The sequence below is a fragment of the Micrococcus sp. M4NT genome (genome assembly GCF_033790745.1).
In the GTDB taxonomy this organism is placed as follows: domain Bacteria; phylum Actinomycetota; class Actinomycetes; order Actinomycetales; family Micrococcaceae; genus Micrococcus.
Window position 1 is genome coordinate 1 of sequence record NZ_JAMYEH010000006.1, and the last position, 16,162, is coordinate 16,162.

The following is a 16,162-nucleotide window of genomic DNA, read 5'->3' on the forward strand; positions in this document are numbered from 1 at the left end:
GACCGACACCGCGCTCCCGCAGCTGTCCACCGCCGAGCTGGCCCAGTACATCGACGCCACCGCCCTCAAGCCTGAGACGTCCGCCGAGGACATCGACCGCCTCGTCGCCGAGGCCCGCGAGGCCGGCGTCAAGAGCGTGTGCGTGAACCCGGTGTGGGTGCCCCGCGTGCACGCCGCGCTCGAGGGCTCCGACGTGCTGACCTGCACCGTCATCGGCTTCCCGCTGGGCGCCACGTCGTCGGCGGCCAAGGCGTTCGAGGCCACGCAGGCCATCAAGGACGGGGCGGACGAGGTGGACATGGTGATCGACGTCGCCGCCGCCCGCGCCGGTGACCGCGAGCGCCTGGTGCAGGACATCCGCGCCGTGGCCGACGCCGCGCACGCCATGGGCCCCGCGGGTGAGGGCGGCGCGCTCCTCAAGGTGATCGTGGAGACCGCCCTGCTCACCGACGAGCAGATCGTGCTCGCGTGCGAGGCCGCCGCCGAGGCCGGTGCGGACTTCGTCAAGACCTCCACGGGCTTCTCCACGGCCGGCGCCACCGCCGAGTACGTGGCGCTCATGCGACGCACGGTGGGCCCGGACATGGGCGTGAAGGCGTCCGGCGGGGTGCGCTCGCGCACCGACGCGCTGACCATGATCGCGGCGGGCGCCACCCGCATCGGCGCGAGCTCCGCACTTGCTATCCTGGGGGACGACTGAACCCCCCGGGCGACTCCGGGGACAGACCAGCAGCTGAAGGAGCTATGACGTGATCCGCAACGGCAAGGCCATCGACCACTCGAACGCGGGCGGCGTCGGCAGCTCCGTGCTCCTCTTCCTGCTCTCCTTCGGCCTGTTCCTCGGCTCGCTGTACGCGATGGGCTTCTGGAGCCTGGACAACGCGTGGCTCGCGGGCCTGATCGCCCTCGCGCTGGCCACGATCGCCTTCCTCATCCCGCAGGGCATCCTGGGCCGCGGCGACACCCTGCACACGCAGGCCATCCACGGCGCCCCGGCCGTCGCCACGCACACCGTGGGCACCACCACGACGCACGGCTCCGCCGGCTCGACCGCCGCGGGCGCGTCGCGCGGTCACTGACCCCGTCCCTGAGGGCGGCACCCCCGCCTCACACCGCCGAAGGGCGTCCACCGCAGTGCCGCGGAGGACGCCCTTCGGCGTCTGATCCGCCCGCCCCTGGCCGCGGGGAGGCTCGCCCCGAAAGGATCACCCCATGAGCTGGACCACCCGACCGCCCATCCGCTCCCCCTTCGGCGCGCCGACGCCCGACGGCGATGCGCACCGTTCCGACGACGACGCGGCCGGTGCGACCGGTGCCGCCCCCGTGCGCATCCTGACGGTGTGCACGGGCAACATCTGCCGCTCGGCCTACGCGCAGCACGTGCTCCAGGCGCGGCTCGACGAGCTGCTGGGCTCCGGCCGCGCCGAGGTGAGGAGTGCGGGCACGGGGCCGAACCAGGCGCTGGCCGTGCCGGACGAGATCCTTCACCTGGCGCCGAGCAGCGGGGTGATGGACGCGCTCCTGAGCCACCGGCCTCGGCAGCTGACCGCGCGGGTGCTGGCGGGGCAGGACCTCGTGCTGACAGCCACGGAGGCCCACCTGGACGCCGTGCTGCGCGAGGAGCCGGGAGCCGTGCGGCGGGCGTACACGCTGCTGGAGGCGGGGCGACTGGCCGCCGGGACGGACCTCCCGGACGCGGGCGGCCTGCCTGCCCTGACCACGGCCTGGGCCGCGCGGCGGGACGCCCTGACGGGCGAGCCGCTGGACCTCCCGGATCCCTTCCGCGGGCCGGTGACCGGCTACGCGGCGATGGCGGACGCGCTCGACCCGGCGCTCGAGGCGATCGCGCAGGCCGTGGCCCGCGCCGTGGCCCGCGCTGTGGGCGGCGCGGGCACGCGGAGCTGAGGCGGGCACGCAGAGCTGAGTCGGGCGCCCTGAGCCAGGCGAGGCGGGGCGAGCGGGGCTGAGGCCTGGCCGGCGTCAGTCGGCCGCCGCCGTCAGCCCCAGCGGGCGCGGGCGTCGTGGAGCACCTTCGCCCGCTGCCGCTCGGTGACCTCGGTCTCGAGCGGCGCGTCCTTCTCCTGCAGAGCCAGGCTCGCACCGGTGGCCAGGATGAGCATGCCCGGGATGGTCAGGAAGACCTCGCCGAGCTGGGCGGCGGTGACGAAGATGACCGCGGTGGCGGCCTCCACCGCCACGCGGGAGGGCGTGCGGAGGCGCGTGGTGAAGACCCGCAGGCCGAAGTACAGGTAGGCCGCGAGCACGGCGATCACCAGCACGTAGCCGCCCTCGGTGAAGAGACCCGCGTAGGAGTTGTGGTAGTGCCACGTGGAATCGTCGATGGTCACGTAGGCCTCGGTCAGGCCCCGGCCGAACCACGGGGTCTCCGCCGCCTTCACCGCCGTGGCGTCCTGGATCCAGGAGCGCAGTCGGTCCGTGCCGGTGCGGTCGCCGAAGACGCTCAGCTGGGCGAGGTTCTCCTCGGCGAAGGTCACGGCCCAGCCCATGGCGGCCAGGATCAGGATTCGGAAGACCGGCCCCAGACGCGGGGTGAGCCACATCCAGAGCACCGCGCAGGCAAACCCCGCCATCGAGGTGCGCGAGCCCGTGAGGAAGACGCACGGCGCGGCAGCCGCCAGCACCATCACGCGGCGCTGCGGGGACCGGACGAAGGCCACGGCCAGCACCGGCATGGCCGCGTAGTAGAGGCCGGCCACGTTCTTGTCCCCCAGGAAGCCGGTGAGGTAGCTGCCGTACGGTGCGGGCACCACGCCCGCGTAGAACAGCGGGACGTTGACGGCCATCGCCGCCAGAAGGCCCCACAGCACCGAGCGCAGGTCCAGGCGCCGCGCGGCGAAGCACCCCACCAGGGCGGCCAGGGCACTGATGCGCACGAGGCGGCGCATCCACGCGAGATCCTCGATGCCGACGGACACCGAGACGACCGCGAGGAAGAGGGCCACCGCACCCGCGGCGAGGGCGACGACGCCCAGGTCGGAGGCGTCCCGCGTGGCTCGGCGGCACAGGGCGAGCAGCAGAAGCAGCATCATGGCGAGCTCGCTGAGGGGAACGCTCGTGCCACCCACGGGGATGGCGAACACCTCCATGGCCAGCAGTGCACCCAGGAGCAGCTCGGGGATCCGCAGCGGGACCCGCTCGAGCGCGTGCTCCTCGTCCTCCCTGGTCCACGCCGACGTGCCCCGCGCAGTGCGCCGGGCCTGCTCAGCCCGGGCCGCGTAGACCGCCGCGAGGCGGGGGTCCGTCTCCAGCGGCCCCGCGCTGTGGTGCTGCACCGCCATCCGTGCCCTCCTCGTCCGTGCCCGGCCCTCGCGAGCCGGCGGCCCGCGCCGCACGGCCCAGCCTAGTGGCGGAGGTGGCCCACCTGTCCTCCTTGTTAGAGTGAGCTGAGCCGTCATCCCTCCGATCAGGGGCACCATGAACATCCTCGACTTCTTCAAGGTCCTGCGCGCGAACCGTCTGGTGCTCCTGGTGTGCCTCACCGTGGGCGCCCTCGCCGGGCTCGTGTACTCCCTCCTTCAGCCCACGCTGTACACCGCCACCTCCACGGGGTTCGTCACCGTGCAGGGCGAGGCCAGCATCTCCGGCACGGAGACGGCCCAGACCCGGGCGCAGTCCTACATCCCGCTCATCAACAGCCGCACGGTGCGCGATCGCATCGCGCAGACAGAGGGCCTGGACACGCGCGGGGCCCGCCTCAGCGCCGAGGTGGTGGCCGGCTCGAACCTGATCACCGTGTCCGCGACGGCACCGGACGCCACGAACGCGGCCAACCTGGCCAACACGGCCCTCGTGGCGACGGCCGAGGTGGCCAACAACCTGGATCCGACCTCCAACGTGGAGGTCACGGCCATGGAGGACGCCCTCACACCCACCGTGCCTTCCAGCCCCAACCATCTCCGCAACATCCTGTACGGGCTGGCCATCGGTGGGCTCATCGGCCTGGCGATCGCCTTCCTGCGCCGGATGCTGGACGTGAACGTGCGCACCACCACGGACGCTCAGGTGGGCGCGGGCGCCGGCCTGCTGGGCGCAATCCCGCAGGACAAGACCTTGAAGGCCGAGCGCACCTCCCGCATCGGGGAGCCCTCTCCCCGCGTGGCCGAGACCATCCGCCAGCTGCGCACCAACCTGCGCTTCGCCGCGGTGGACGACCCGCCGCGCACCATCGCCTTCACCAGCTCGAACCCCAGTGAGGGCAAGTCCACCGTCGTCGGCAACCTGGCCCTGGCCATCGCCGCGGCCGGCCAGCCGGTCATCCTCATCGACGCCGACCTGCGCCGCCCCCGCCAGGCCAGCCAGTTCGGCGTGGAGGGCCGCGTGGGCCTCTCCGAGGTCCTCAACGGGGACGTGGAGCTCCAGGACGTGCTGCATCCCGTGGGCGACGACGGCCTCCTGCTCCTGCCGGCCGGTCGCACGCCCCCGAACCCCTCCGAGCAGCTCGGCTCGGAGCGCATGCGCCAGCTCCTTGCGGCGCTGGCCGAGACGCACATGGTTCTCGTGGACGCCCCGCCGGTGCTCCCCGTGACCGACTCCACCCTGCTGGCCGCCGCCGTGGACGGCACGGTGCTGGTGGTCCGCCACGGCAAGACGCGCAAGGACCACCTCCAGGTGGCCAGGGACATGCTGGGCGGGGTGAACGCCCGCGTGCTCGGCGTGGTGCTCAACGGCACGCCCACCTCCGGCGTCGGCTTGGACTACTACGGCGGCGGCTACTCCGCGCATGGTGACTCGTACGACTCGTACTACCAGGCGCCGCGTCAGTCCCGGCTCGCCCGCTCAGGCCGCCGGGCCGCCCGGGTGGCACGCGATGCGTCCGTCCAGCCGGCTCCCCCGCATCCGGAGGCTCCCGCGGCGGGATCGCACGCCGTCGACTGACTTGGACCTGGGCCTTGTGGGTGGCGCCGGTTCCCCATCGAGGGGAACCGGCACCGCCGTCTGCGCCCCAGTCCAGCGCGCACTGCACATCCGTGGGGCGACGCGAGAGGGCCCCGCCGGGTGGCGGGGCCCTCCATCGAGAGTGCTGGAATCAGCAGCCCTGCGGCGGGGTGTCGTTGAAGCACACCTTGGGAACGACGATGACCTCGCAGTAATCGGTGTCGACCGGCTGGCCACCGACGAGAGAGACGTTGAAGGTGGCGTAGATGCAACCGGAGTCGTTCGCGGAGTTGCCGGTGTTGGTCACGACGAAGAACAACGTAAGCTTCTCACCGGGCTCGAGCGTCAGCAGGTCGCTGCCGGACTCGATCGGCACGCCACCCTTGCACGGATCGGCGGTGTAGAGCAGGGGGGCACCGGACTTGTTGCCGAACTTCTTGAACTCGATGTAGGTGGAACCGCCGGAGATCACGATGGTCTCGGAGGTGTCGTTGGTGAGGGTGACGTCGAAGCCGTAGGCATGCTTGAGGCCTTCGATCTTGCTGTTGCCCGGGAACTTGATGGCGCCGCCGACACCCGAGACCTTGGGGCAGATGACCGGCGACGCGGCAGCGAAGGGGGCGGCGGCCACGGCGGCCACGGCGGGGACGGACCAGGCGATGCCAGTGGTCACCTTGCGGCGGGAGATGGAAGAGGGGGTGTTCATGTGGAGCTCCACTCAGGTCGGGTCGAGGTCTAGAGGGCCGGAACGCCGTCGAGGACGTCCAGCCGTAGAGAGCCCTACACCGCCGAGACATGTGTTTCAGCTGTGGAGCTCCATTCAGGAGTCTAGACGCATACCACGGATGCCACTAGCGACCAGGTGGAAAACACGGTAACGAATCGGCAACATTCGGGCACCACCGCTCCCCACTCGCTCCACTAGTCTGAGATCCATGACCGGCGTCTCCCCTTCCTCCCAGGTCGATGCCGTGCCGCCCCTCGAGCTTCGCGCGCGCGTCCACCTGGCGCACGCGCGCATCGCGCACATCCTCGAGCAGAACGAGGTCCGCGGGCTTCACGTGAAGGGCTACGCCATGGATCCCGGCGTCTACCGCGAGGCTCGCTCCAGCTCAGACGTGGACCTCCTGGTCCACCCGTCGGAGGCGGAGCACGTCCTGGACCTGCTGACGGACCAGGGCTGGAACACGGTCGCCGCGTTCTCGGAGGGCTCGATCTTCGAGCACGCCGCCACCCTGTGGCACGACCACCTCGGCTACGTGGACGTCCACCGGCTCTTCCCCGGGCTGGGATCCTCGGACGAGCGGACGTTCGAACAGCTCTGGGCCGAACACCGCACGCGCGTCATCGCCGGCAGGGCCGTGCCCGTCCCGAGCCTGCGCCACCAGCGCCTCATCGTGCTGGTGCACGGTGCGCGGGACCCCTACCGCGGCGTCGCCGACGTCGCCCACCTCCGCGAGACCCTCAGCGATCCCGAATGGACGGAGGTGCGCGAGCAGGCCGAGGTCCTCGGTGCGACGGCCGCGTGGCACGTGGCCACGGACGAGGACGCCGTCGGCATGGACGAGCACGACCTCACCCTCTTCACCGCGCTCCGTTCTCAGGAGAGCGGCATGCAGCTGTTCACCACGCGCTGGCGCGCGGCCGAGTCCACCCGCGAGCGGGCCGCGCTCGTGCTGCACACCCTCCCCGTGAACCGGCCCCACCTCCAGATGCGGCTCGGTCGCCCGCCGACGCGCGCGGACATCCTCCGCGAGCAGGCCCACCGCATGGGCACCCTGGCCGGATGGATCCGAGCGAAGGCCGTGTCCCGTGGCCGCTGAGCAGCTCCGACCCGCTGACACCGCGACCGCCGCCGCCGCCCCCGCCACGTGGCGCGTGGACCCAGACACCGCGTGGACGCGCTCGGCGGACGACGACGCCGTCGTGATGGGCATGGCCGAGGGCATCCCGCTGCGCCTCAGCGCCACGGGTTCGCTCGTGTGGGAGGTCCTCGTCGAGGGCCGCACCCCAGCGGAGGACATCGCCGCTCCCCCGCTCACCCCGTGGACGGAGGAGGACCTCGTGGCCGAGGTCGCCCGCGCCGCCGGCATGGCCCCCGAGTCGATCGCCGCGGACGTCTCCGCCTTCCTCGCCCTGCTCGAGCAGCACGGCGTGGTCGCCCGGGCCTGAGCCCGGGGCCGCCCCGTCCCGCCGCGCCTCAGCCCGCGGCGCCCTCCGGCGCGAACACCGCGCTGACCACCTGGTCCGCCCACTCCAGGAGCGGGGCGTCCACGAGGTCCTGGCCCATGACCGGCTTGGTCTTGGGCCGCGGGATGAGCACGGCGTTGATCCCTGGCTTCACCTGGGCGCCCTTGTACATGCGGGCCAGGCGCAGCCGGCGGGACTCCGGCAGGTCCGCAGCGGGGCCGAACTTCACGTTCTGCCCCAGCAGCATCACCTCGGTGACGCCCGCGGCCCGGGCCCGGTTGCGGAACCGGGCCACCGCCACGAGGGCCTGGGCGGGCTCCGGCGGCTCGCCGTAGCGGTCCTTCATCTCCTCCACCACGGCGTCGATCGCGGCGTCGTCGTTGGCCTTGGCCAGCGCCCGGTACATCTCGAGGCGCAGCCGCTCCCCCGGCACGTAGTCGTGCGGCAGGTGCGCGTTGACGGGCAGCTCCACCTTCACCTCGGCGGGAGTGGTGTCCTCCTCGCCCTTGAAGTCGGCCACGGCCTCGCCCACCATGCGCAGGTAGAGGTCGAACCCCACGCCGGCGATGTGCCCGGACTGCTCGCCGCCCAGCAGGTTGCCGGCGCCGCGGATCTCGAGGTCCTTCATGGCCAGCTGCATGCCGGCGCCGAGCTCGTTGTGCAGGGCCACGGCCTTGAGCCGCTCGAGGGCCACCTCGCCGAGGGGCTTCTGCGGGTCGTAGAGGAAGTAGGCGTAGGCGCGCTCGCGCCCGCGGCCCACACGGCCGCGCAGCTGGTGCAGCTGGCTCAGGCCGTAGCGGTGCGCGTCCTCCACGATCAGGGTGTTGGCGTTGGCGATGTCCAGGCCGGTCTCGATGATGGTGGTGGAGACGAGCACGTCGAACTTCCGCTCCCAGAAGTCCACCATGATCTGCTCGAGGCGGGACTCGGTCATCTTGCCGTGGGCGACGGCGATCCGCGCCTCTGGCACGAGGTCCGCGATCCGCTTGGCCACCTTGTCGATCGTGGTGACGCGGTTGTGCACGTAGAACACCTGGCCCTCGCGCATGAGCTCGCGGCGGATGGCCGCGGTGACCTGCTGGTCCGTGTACGGGCCCACGGAGGTGAGCACGGGGTGCCGCTCCTCCGGGGCGGTGGCCAGCGTGGAGGTCTCGCGGATGCCCGTCAGGGACATCTCGAGGGTGCGCGGGATGGGCGTGGCGGACATGGCCAGCACGTCCACATTGGTGCGCATCTTCTTGAGCGCCTCCTTGTGCTCCACGCCGAAGCGCTGCTCCTCGTCCACGATCACGAGGCCCAGGTCCTTGAACTGCACCTGGTCCGAGAGCAGGCGGTGCGTGCCGATCACCACGTCCACCTCACCGGAGGCCAGCCCGGCCAGCACCTCCTTGGACTCCTTGGCGGTCTGGAAGCGGGAGAGCGCGGCCACCTGCACGGGGAAGCCGGCGAAGCGGTCCGTGAACGTCTCGTGGTGCTGGCGGGCCAGCAGCGTGGTGGGCACCAGCACGGCCACCTGCTTGCCGTCCTGCACCGCCTTGAACGCGGCGCGCACGGCCACCTCGGTCTTGCCGAAGCCGACGTCGCCGGAGACCAGGCGGTCCATGGGCACCTCGGCCTCCATGTCCTTCTTGACCTCCTCGATGGTGGTCAGCTGGTCCGGCGTCTCGATGAACGGGAACGCCTCCTCCAGCTCGCCCTGCCACGGGGTGTCCGGGCCGAAGGCGTGCCCGCGTGAGGCCATGCGCGCCGAGTAGAGGCGGATCAGCTCGCCCGCGATCTCCTTGGTGGCCCGCTTGGCCTTGGACTTCGTCTGCGCCCAGTCCGAGCCGCCCATCTTGGACAGCGCCGGCGCCTCGCCGCCCACGTAGGCGGTGATGAGGTCCAGCTGGTCCGTGGGCACGAACAGCCGGTCCCCCGGAGCACCCCGCTTGGAGGAGGCGTACTCCAGCACCAGGTACTCGCGGTAGGACTCCTCGGACCCCGGCGCGGTGCGCGGCCCGCCGGTCACCTTGCGGCGCTGCAGCTCCACGAAGCGGGCGATCCCGTGCTGGGAGTGCACCACGTGGTCGCCGGGCTGCAGGGTCAGCGGGTCCACGGCGTTGCGCCGCTTGCGGGCCAGCGGCGCGCCCGCGGCGCGCGTGCCCTGCGTGCGGTGGCGGCCGAACAGGTCCTGCTCGGTGATCAGGGCCAGCTTGGCCTCGGGCACCGTGAAGCCCGTCCCGACGGCGGCCGCGGCCACCGTGACCTGGCCCGCCGCGGGCACGGCGGGCACGGGACCGGTCACCACCGACGCGGTGAGCCCGGCGTCGGCGTGCAGCTCGGCGACCCGGCGGGCCGAGCCCGGGCCGTCCGTGAGCAGCACGGCATGCCAGCCCTCGGCGAGGCGCGTGCGCGTGTGGGCCACCATGGCGGCCATGTCCCCCGCGAAGGTCTTCGGCACGCCGAGTGAGGAGCGCAGGGTGGCGGCGTCCGGCAGCAGCTCCTCGTCCGAGGAGAGGGCGGTGGTGGACCAGAACCCCTGGCGCCGGGTCAGCGACTCCTCGCGCAGCTCGGCCACGGAGAGGAAGCCGCCGGCGGCGGACTGGTCGAGCTCGGCCAGGTCCACGGGAGCGGCCGCGCCCTGGGCGGCGCCGGCCCACGCGGCGTGGAGGAACTCCTCATTGGTGGCCAGCAGGTCGTCCGCACGTCCGCGGATGCGCTCGGGCTCCACGAGCACGGTGAGCGAGCCCTCCGGCAGCTGGGCCGGCACGGAGGTCATGGCCTCGGCCAGCAGCGGGGAGAGGGACTCCATGCCCTCCACGGCCACGCCCTCGGCGATCCGCTCGAGCATGTCCGCCGCCCCTGGCAGGCGCACCTGCAGCTCGCGGGCCTTGGCGCGCACGTGGTCCGTGATCAGCAGCTCGCGGCACGGCGGGGCGTGCAGCTCGGTGGGGTGGCCGGTGCCGTCGCCGGACGTGTCCTGGAGGGAGCGCTGGTCGGCCACGGAGAAGAAGCGCATCTGCTCCACCTCGTCCCCGAAGAACTCCACGCGCAGCGGGTGGTCCGCCGTCGGCGGGAACACGTCGATCAGCCCGCCGCGCACCGCGAACTCCCCGCGCCGGGACACCATGTCCACGCGGGCGTAGGCGGCGTCCGCGAGCGCGGCCACGGTCTCCTCGAAGTCCGCCTCCTGCCCCACGCGCAGGCTCACAGGGGCCAGGTCCCCGAGGCCGGCCACGAGCGGCTGGAGCACGGCGCGCACGGGGGCGACGACGACGCGCAGCGGCGACTGCCCCTCCGCCTCCGGGTGGGCCAGGCGGCGCAGGACGGCCAGCCGGGCGCCCACGGTGTCCGAGCGCGGGGAGAGCCGCTCGTGCGGCAGGGTCTCCCAGGAGGGGAACAGGGCGGCGGAGCCCGCGGGCATCCACGCGGCGAGGTCGGCCATGAGGTCCTCGGCCTCGCGCGTGGTGGCGGTGACCACCAGCACGGCCGCGTCGGCGGCGTGAGCCGTGCCCAGCGCGTCGGCGAGGAGGGCGAAGAGCGGGGCGCGGGCGCCGTCGGGCAGGCCGATCTCCAGCTCCGTGCCGCGCGCGTCCAGGGGGCGGGCGGCGGAGGCGACGGCGGCCTCGAACGCGCGCTCGCCGCCCAGCAGCGGCAGGAGTCCGGCGAGGACGGGGGCGGCCGCGCTCACGCGGTGGCCTCGGCGGCGTCGAGGGCGGGCAGCTCGGTGGTCATGATGTCCCTGATCTCCTCGAGGAAGTCGAGCACGTCCTGCGCCCCGCCCACGGGGCCGCCTGCGGTGAGGTGGTCCGTGCCCAGCAGCACGGCCATGGGGAAGCGGGTCAGGCCGACGGCGGAGGCGGCCATGCCGCCCGGGTCCCCGAGGACGAGCTCCGGGGGGATGGCGCCGAGGCTCGCGGGGGTCAGCGCCTCGGGAGAGTGCTGGGGCATGAGCACGCGCAGCTGCACGGGGCCGAGGGCGCCCTGGAACTCGGGCAGGCGGGCGATCACGGAGGAGCACGATCCGCAGCCCGTGGAGAGGCGCAGCGCCACCACCGCGTGCTGGGAGACGAGCTGGTGCAGGCCCACGTAGTGGCCGTCCTGGATCACGACGGCGTCGCCGAAGGGCAGGCGCGGCGGGTCGTCGAGGTCGGCGTCGTCCGGGTCGGCGTCGTCCGGGTGGGCGCCGCCGAGGCCGGCGTCGGCCGGGTGGGCGCCGTCGAGGCCGGCACCGGCCGGGTGCACGCTGTCCGGGTGCGCGCCGTCATCGGCCGAGGGCACGGACTCCCGGCCCACCAGGAGCGCGGCGGCGGCGAGCAGCAGGACCACGACGAGGGCCCAGGCCCACGCGGCGGGGCCGAAGGCGTCCAGCGGGAGCCAGTTCACGGTGCCGCCGAGCCGCACGAGGGTGAGCACGCCCTCTGCCAGGGCCATGACGGCGAGCGCGAGGAAGAGGATGTTGCGGGCCACGGTGGTCCCGGAGATCGGCGCGGCCGAGGCCTCGCCGAAGCAGCCGCACGAGACGCCGTCGCCCTTGGCGCGCAGCACCAGGAGGAGGAACACCACGAACAGCGCGACGGCGGCCACGCCCACGAACGGGCGCAGCACGGTGAAGGGCTGCACGAGCCCCACGGCCAGGAGGAGCTCCAGGTACGGGAAGGCGCGGGCGAGCGCCGGGGCGTCGAAGGGACGCGGCACCTTGAGGCGCCGGAAGGTCTCCCCCACGTCCTCCCGGGAGCGCAGCGTGGCCACCCCGCTGCAGAGCATGATCACGGCCAGGGCCCACAGTGCCGGCATTCGGGCGCACCTTCTTCGAGGAGGGGGAGAGCGTGTGCGGAACGGGCGTCCACGGGCCCCGGAGGCGCCGATGAGCGTGCCTCGCACCGCCCGGAACGCGACTGCCAGCATATAGGCTGAGGCGTCGACGCACGCCGCCCTCCCGGCGGCCGAACCCACAGGAGAGACCGTGGCCTTTTCCGCTCAGCAGTCCATTCCGCACCCCCCGGCCGCCGTGGCCGAGGCCCTCGTCTCCGAGGACTTCCACCGCTCCGTGGTGGAGTCCTTCGGCGGCGCGCTGGTCTCCTTCTCCGTGACCGGGTCCCCCGAGGGCGAGATGACCGTCACCACGGTGCGCTCCGCGCCCGCGGACCGCCTGCCGGACATGGCCCGCAAGGTCATCGGCGGCTCGCTGCAGGTGGAGCAGGTGGAGCGCTGGGGCGCCCCCGCCGCGGACGGCTCCCGCACCGGCACCACCACCATCACCGTCCCCGCCGCCAAGGCGACCGCGGACGGCACCCTGCGCCTGGCCGCCGCCGGCGAGGGCAGCCAGTTCGCCGTGGACGGCACCCTGGTGTGCAAGATCCCGCTGGTGGGCTCCAAGCTGGCCGCCAAGGCCGAGCCCATGGTGGGCAAGGTGGTGGACCGCCAGGCCCGCGCGATCACCGCGTGGATCGAGCGCGGCGGTCAGCCCTCCCAGGCCTGATGCCCCTTCCCCCCTTCCGCCTCACCCGGCCCGGGCCCGCGCCTGCCCCCCGCCGCTCCGCGCGGCATTCGGCGGGCGCGGCCCCGGGCGCCGTGCTCCTCGTGTGCACGGGGAACATCTGCCGCTCGGCCTATGGGGCACACGCGCTCCAGGCCGAGCTCGACGCGCGGGTGCCCGGCCGGGTCGAGGTGGCCAGCCTGGGCACGGCTCCCGACCGGGCCCTCACGGTGCCCCCGCCCCTCCTGGAGATCGCGGAGCAGCGGGGTGTGCCCGGCTTGGCGGAGCACCGTCCCGCGCCGCTCGTGGCGCCCGCGGTGCAGCACGCCGACCTGGTGCTCGTGGCGTCCCAGCGGCACCGCCCCGCCGTGCTGCAGGACGCGCCCCGGGCCGCCCACCGCACCTTCACCGTGCTGGAGTTCGCCGCGATCCTGCGCTCGATCCGGAAGAGGGCGCAGGCCGGCGCGGAGGTGAGCGAGGACATCGCGGGGATCGAGCTCCCAGACCTGGTGGCCCGCGCGGGGCGCGAGCGCGCACGGGTGCGCGCGGGTGCCGGCGCACTGGACATCCGGGATCCGTACGGGCTCCCCGACTCGGCCTACGCCGAGATGGCCGACGTCATGGACCCCGCCATCGAGGAGATCGCCCGTGCGCTCACCCGGGCGCTGTCCCCCTCGGAGGGCTGAGCGCCGGCTCAGTGGAACGACTGCTGGGCGGCCTCCAGCCCGTCGGCCAGGAGCTTCTCGACGGCGTCCGCGGCGCGGTCCACGTGGAAGGGCAGCGCCTTCTGCTCCTCGGAGGTGAAGGGACGCAGCACGAAGTCGGCCACGTCCATGCGGCCGGGCGGACGGCCGATGCCGGCGCGGACGCGGAAGTAGTCCGGCGTGCCGATCGACCTGGTGATGGACTTCAGGCCGTTGTGGCCGCCCTCTCCCCCGCCGCGCTTCAGGCGCAGCGTGTCGAAGGGGATGTCCAGCTCGTCGTGCACCACCACGAGGTCCGCCGGCTCCAGGCCGTAGAACTTCAGGAGGGCGGACGTGGGGCCGCCGGAGGTGTTCATGTACCCGGTGGACATCGCCAGCACCACGCGGGGCCCACCGATGCCGAGCCGGCCCGTGGCCACCGCGGCGCCGGCCTTGTGGCGGGTGAACCCGCTTCCCATGCGGGAGGCGAGCTCACCCGCCACCATGTGGCCGATGTTGTGACGGGTGCGCTCGTACTCGGGCCCTGGGTTGCCGAGGCCCATGATCAGGTGCGTGCCCGTCACGGCGGATCAGTCCTCGGACTTCTCGGCGTCGCCCTCGGCGGGCTCGCCGCCCTCGGACTCGCCCTCGGCACCCTCGGCCGACTCCCCGCCCTCGGCGGCCTGCTCCTCCTGGACGGACTCGTCGCCCAGGTCCTGCTCGACGACCTCGGAGACGGTCGCGATGACGATCTCGTCGTCGAGCTGCAGCACGGAGCCGGCGGGGACCTGCACGTCGGTGGCGTACACGTGCTCGCCGGCCTCGCGGCCCTCGACGGAGATCGAGACGGACTCGGGCAGGTGGGTGGCCTCGGCCTCGACCGGCACGGTGGGGTAGTCGAGCACGTACTCGTTGCCCTGGGCGACCTCGCCCTCCACGTGCACGGTGACGTCCACGACGACCTTCTCGCCGCGGCGGACCTCGATGAGGTCCAGGTGCTCCACGGTGTCCTTCAGGGCGTGGCGCTGGATGTCCTTGGGGAGCACCATGTGCTCCTCGCCGGCCTCGCTCACCACGGTGAGCAGGGCGTTGGGGTTGCGGACGGCCAGCGTGGTCTCGCGGGCCGGCAGCAGCAGGTGGATGGGATCGGCGCCGTGGCCGTACACGACCGCGGGGATCTGGCCGGCGCGGCGGGCCTGGCGGGCGGCCCCCTTGCCGAAGTCGGTGCGGCGGGTGACCTTGATCTTGATCTTGTCAGACATGGTGTCCTCCTCTGGTGTTCTTGTCCCCGCCCCGGGTGCGGGGCGCGGATGTGGCCAGGAAGGGTGCCGGGCCGTCGGGAGCGGAGCTCACCGGGACGGCGCGGCGGCCTCGTCGATCACGGAGCAGCGCTCCCTCGCCTGGGCAACCGGATCAGGATACCACCGGCGGTGGGAGAGCCGGGGCTGGAGCGGACGACGGCGGGCGACCCGAGCGGGCGACCCGAGCGGGCGACCCGAGCGGGCGAGCTGGAGACGCGCTCACGCGAGGCCGCGCAGCCGGTCCCGCCGGGCCTGCTCCACGATGCGGGCGGTGCGGGACGAGGTCCCCGTCTGCGCCGTCTCCGCCTCGTGGGCGGCCAGGAGCAGGCCCATCCCCAGGGCGAGAGCTCCGTAGATCGTGATGAAGACCTCGCCGAGCTGGAGCGAGGTCACGAGGATGACGACCGCTGCGGCCTCCAGAGCCACCCGCGACGGCGTGCGTCGTGTCTGCGTGAACGGGCGCAGACACACCAGGACATAGGCCCCCACCACGGCCAGGAGGAAGACCCAGCCGCCCTCCGTGATCAGCGCCCAGTAGGAGTTGTGGTAGAAGAACTGCCCCTGCTCCAGGTCGACGACGGCGGTGCTGAGCCCTGAGCCGTACCACGGGGCCGCGGCGGTCTTGGCCTGCGCCGCCGCATGGATCTGCTCGCGGAACCAGTCCGTTCCCGTGCGGTCCCCGAACACGGAGAGGGTGGCGAGGTTCTCCTCGGCGAAGGTCACCAGCTGGGCCATGCCCCACAGCAGGCCCAGCCGCATCACCCGGCCGAGGTACGGCGTCAGGAGGATCCACAGGGTGGCGCACGCGAGCGCCGCGAGCGACGTCCGGGAGCCGGTGAGGAACGTGAGCCCGAACGCCGCGGCCAGGATGGCGGCCTTCACCCACGTCCGCTGGACGGTCGAGACGAGGAGCGGCCCGATGAGCGCATAGAACAGCCCGGCGACGTTCTTGTCCCCCAGGAAGCCCGTCAGGTAGGAGCCGTAGTCCCGGGAGACGAGGCCGGCGTAGAAGAGCGGCACGTTGATCAGCCCGCCCATGGCCATGCCCTGCAGCAGCCCCCGTACGTCGAGGCGCTCCTCAGCGATGGCCACGATGAACAGCATCAGGACCATGATGCGCACGCCGCGCCGCAGCGGGTCGAGGTCGTTCATGAGGGTGACGACGACGAGATAGACGAGGAGCGCTGCCGCCGCCACCGCTACGAGCCCGAACCGGGAGAGGTCGCGCCGCGGCGGACGGAAGGCCGCCACCGCCAGCAGGAGGATGGCGCACATCTCGGGGAAGGGGATTCCGACGGTCCATCCGGGCACCGCCTCCATCATGAGGCCGGCTCCGAGCATCACGTCCAGGAGGCGGGGGGACGCGCTGGAGACCAGCGGGTTCCAGGCCGAGGCCGTCCACGCCGCCTGCGGAGCCGGGGCCAGGCCCGGGAGGCGCCTCGGGCGGCCAGACCGCGAGACACCCGCGGCCGCCCGGGATCCGTCGCCGCTGGTCAGGGTGAGATTCGTCACGGAGGCTGACGGCGGAGGGGTCGCGACCATGCGTCGGCACCCTTTCTTTCTGACGGCGGCGGGCTGACGCCCCTCAGCGTACTGGGCACGGTCGGACGCCACAGAAGGAGCACCGGCCACGC

15 protein-coding genes are annotated in these 16,162 nt (G+C 73.1%); 8 read left to right on the forward strand and 7 right to left on the reverse strand.

The window, feature by feature from the left end:
* Nucleotides 1-22 precede the first annotated feature (22 nt).
* The 3 genes from deoC (at nt 23) to NJC10_RS05160 (ending at nt 1,905) form a co-directional block, all read left to right on the forward strand.
* The gene (gene deoC, locus NJC10_RS05150; protein ID WP_319075194.1) at nt 23-700 is read left to right on the forward strand and encodes a deoxyribose-phosphate aldolase; all 678 of its coding nucleotides are present in this window, start codon (nt 23-25) and stop codon (nt 698-700) included.
* A 49-nt stretch (nt 701-749) separates the two neighbouring features.
* On the forward strand, nt 750-1,079 hold the full coding sequence (locus tag NJC10_RS05155; RefSeq protein WP_319075012.1) for a hypothetical protein: 330 nt from the start codon (nt 750-752) through the stop codon (nt 1,077-1,079).
* A gap of 133 nt (nt 1,080-1,212) precedes the next feature.
* On the forward strand, nt 1,213-1,905 hold the full coding sequence (locus NJC10_RS05160) for a phosphotyrosine protein phosphatase (RefSeq protein ID WP_319075014.1): 693 nt from the start codon (nt 1,213-1,215) through the stop codon (nt 1,903-1,905).
* A 92-nt stretch (nt 1,906-1,997) separates the two neighbouring features.
* On the opposite strand, the gene NJC10_RS05165 is transcribed toward NJC10_RS05160, so the two are convergent.
* Entirely contained in the window at nt 1,998-3,299 is a 1,302-nt protein-coding gene (locus NJC10_RS05165) for an O-antigen ligase family protein (protein WP_319075016.1), read from the reverse strand.
* 136 nt (nt 3,300-3,435) lie between these two features.
* On the opposite strand from NJC10_RS05165, the gene NJC10_RS05170 reads away from it, so the two are divergent.
* Nucleotides 3,436-4,896: a polysaccharide biosynthesis tyrosine autokinase gene (locus tag NJC10_RS05170; RefSeq protein ID WP_319075018.1), complete on the forward strand. Its 1,461-nt coding sequence runs from the start codon at nt 3,436-3,438 to the stop codon at nt 4,894-4,896.
* A 151-nt stretch (nt 4,897-5,047) separates the two neighbouring features.
* Here the strand turns inward: NJC10_RS05170 and NJC10_RS05175 are convergent, their stop codons facing one another.
* Complete coding sequence (locus NJC10_RS05175; protein ID WP_319075020.1) at nt 5,048-5,602, reverse strand: hypothetical protein; 555 nt, start codon at nt 5,600-5,602, stop codon at nt 5,048-5,050.
* Between the two features lie 229 nt (nt 5,603-5,831).
* On the opposite strand from NJC10_RS05175, the gene NJC10_RS05180 reads away from it, so the two are divergent.
* Nucleotides 5,832-6,719, forward strand: a complete 888-nt coding sequence (locus NJC10_RS05180; RefSeq protein ID WP_319075022.1) for a nucleotidyltransferase family protein — start codon at nt 5,832-5,834, stop codon at nt 6,717-6,719.
* A complete protein-coding gene (locus NJC10_RS05185; RefSeq protein ID WP_319075024.1) occupies nt 6,709-7,068 on the forward strand; it encodes a PqqD family protein in 360 nt (119 codons plus the stop codon). Before NJC10_RS05180 ends, NJC10_RS05185 begins: the two co-directional genes overlap by 11 nt.
* A 28-nt stretch (nt 7,069-7,096) precedes the next feature.
* Here NJC10_RS05185 and mfd read toward each other — a convergent pair whose 3' ends face one another.
* Both mfd and NJC10_RS05195 read right to left on the reverse strand, forming a co-directional pair.
* Entirely contained in the window at nt 7,097-10,756 is a 3,660-nt protein-coding gene (gene mfd, locus NJC10_RS05190) for a transcription-repair coupling factor (RefSeq protein WP_319075026.1), read from the reverse strand.
* A complete protein-coding gene (locus tag NJC10_RS05195; RefSeq protein WP_319075027.1) occupies nt 10,753-11,862 on the reverse strand; it encodes a MauE/DoxX family redox-associated membrane protein in 1,110 nt (369 codons plus the stop codon). Before NJC10_RS05195 ends, mfd begins: the two co-directional genes overlap by 4 nt.
* 169 nt (nt 11,863-12,031) lie before the next feature.
* Between NJC10_RS05195 and NJC10_RS05200 the strand changes: the two genes are divergently transcribed.
* Together NJC10_RS05200 and NJC10_RS05205 are read left to right on the forward strand one after the other, a co-directional pair.
* Complete coding sequence (locus tag NJC10_RS05200; protein ID WP_298714226.1) at nt 12,032-12,547, forward strand: DUF2505 domain-containing protein; 516 nt, start codon at nt 12,032-12,034, stop codon at nt 12,545-12,547.
* On the forward strand, nt 12,547-13,230 hold the full coding sequence (locus NJC10_RS05205; RefSeq protein WP_319075029.1) for a phosphotyrosine protein phosphatase: 684 nt from the start codon (nt 12,547-12,549) through the stop codon (nt 13,228-13,230). The genes NJC10_RS05200 and NJC10_RS05205 overlap by 1 nt, the downstream gene beginning before the upstream one ends.
* 8 nt (nt 13,231-13,238) lie before the next feature.
* On the opposite strand, the gene pth is transcribed toward NJC10_RS05205, so the two are convergent.
* The 3 genes from pth to NJC10_RS05220 all read right to left on the reverse strand — a co-directional run bounded on the left by pth (nt 13,239) and on the right by NJC10_RS05220 (nt 15,869).
* Nucleotides 13,239-13,811 carry an aminoacyl-tRNA hydrolase gene (gene pth, locus NJC10_RS05210; RefSeq protein ID WP_319075031.1) on the reverse strand — a complete coding sequence of 191 codons (573 nt, stop codon included), beginning with the start codon at nt 13,809-13,811 and terminating at the stop codon, nt 13,239-13,241.
* Nucleotides 13,812-13,817: 6 nt separating this feature from the next.
* Nucleotides 13,818-14,489 carry a 50S ribosomal protein L25/general stress protein Ctc gene (locus tag NJC10_RS05215; RefSeq protein ID WP_298714218.1) on the reverse strand — a complete coding sequence of 224 codons (672 nt, stop codon included), beginning with the start codon at nt 14,487-14,489 and terminating at the stop codon, nt 13,818-13,820.
* A gap of 258 nt (nt 14,490-14,747) precedes the next feature.
* Nucleotides 14,748-15,869, reverse strand: a complete 1,122-nt coding sequence (locus NJC10_RS05220; protein WP_319075195.1) for a hypothetical protein — start codon at nt 15,867-15,869, stop codon at nt 14,748-14,750.
* Nucleotides 15,870-16,162 lie beyond the last annotated feature (293 nt).

Excerpts from the sequence above, each read along its gene's own strand:
- NJC10_RS05160 (WP_319075014.1), top strand. The coding sequence starts at position 1,213 with ATGAGCTGGACCACCCGACCGCCCATCCGCTCCCCCTTCGGCGCGCCG.
- NJC10_RS05165 (WP_319075016.1), bottom strand. The coding sequence starts at position 3,299 with ATGGCGGTGCAGCACCACAGCGCGGGGCCGCTGGAGACGGACCCCCGC.
- NJC10_RS05170 (WP_319075018.1), top strand. The coding sequence starts at position 3,436 with ATGAACATCCTCGACTTCTTCAAGGTCCTGCGCGCGAACCGTCTGGTG.
- NJC10_RS05175 (WP_319075020.1), bottom strand. The coding sequence starts at position 5,602 with ATGAACACCCCCTCTTCCATCTCCCGCCGCAAGGTGACCACTGGCATC.
- NJC10_RS05180 (WP_319075022.1), top strand. The coding sequence starts at position 5,832 with ATGACCGGCGTCTCCCCTTCCTCCCAGGTCGATGCCGTGCCGCCCCTC.
- NJC10_RS05195 (WP_319075027.1), bottom strand. The coding sequence starts at position 11,862 with ATGCCGGCACTGTGGGCCCTGGCCGTGATCATGCTCTGCAGCGGGGTG.
- NJC10_RS05205 (WP_319075029.1), top strand. The coding sequence starts at position 12,547 with ATGCCCCTTCCCCCCTTCCGCCTCACCCGGCCCGGGCCCGCGCCTGCC.
- NJC10_RS05215 (WP_298714218.1), bottom strand. The coding sequence starts at position 14,489 with ATGTCTGACAAGATCAAGATCAAGGTCACCCGCCGCACCGACTTCGGC.
- NJC10_RS05220 (WP_319075195.1), bottom strand. The coding sequence starts at position 15,869 with ATGCTCGGAGCCGGCCTCATGATGGAGGCGGTGCCCGGATGGACCGTC.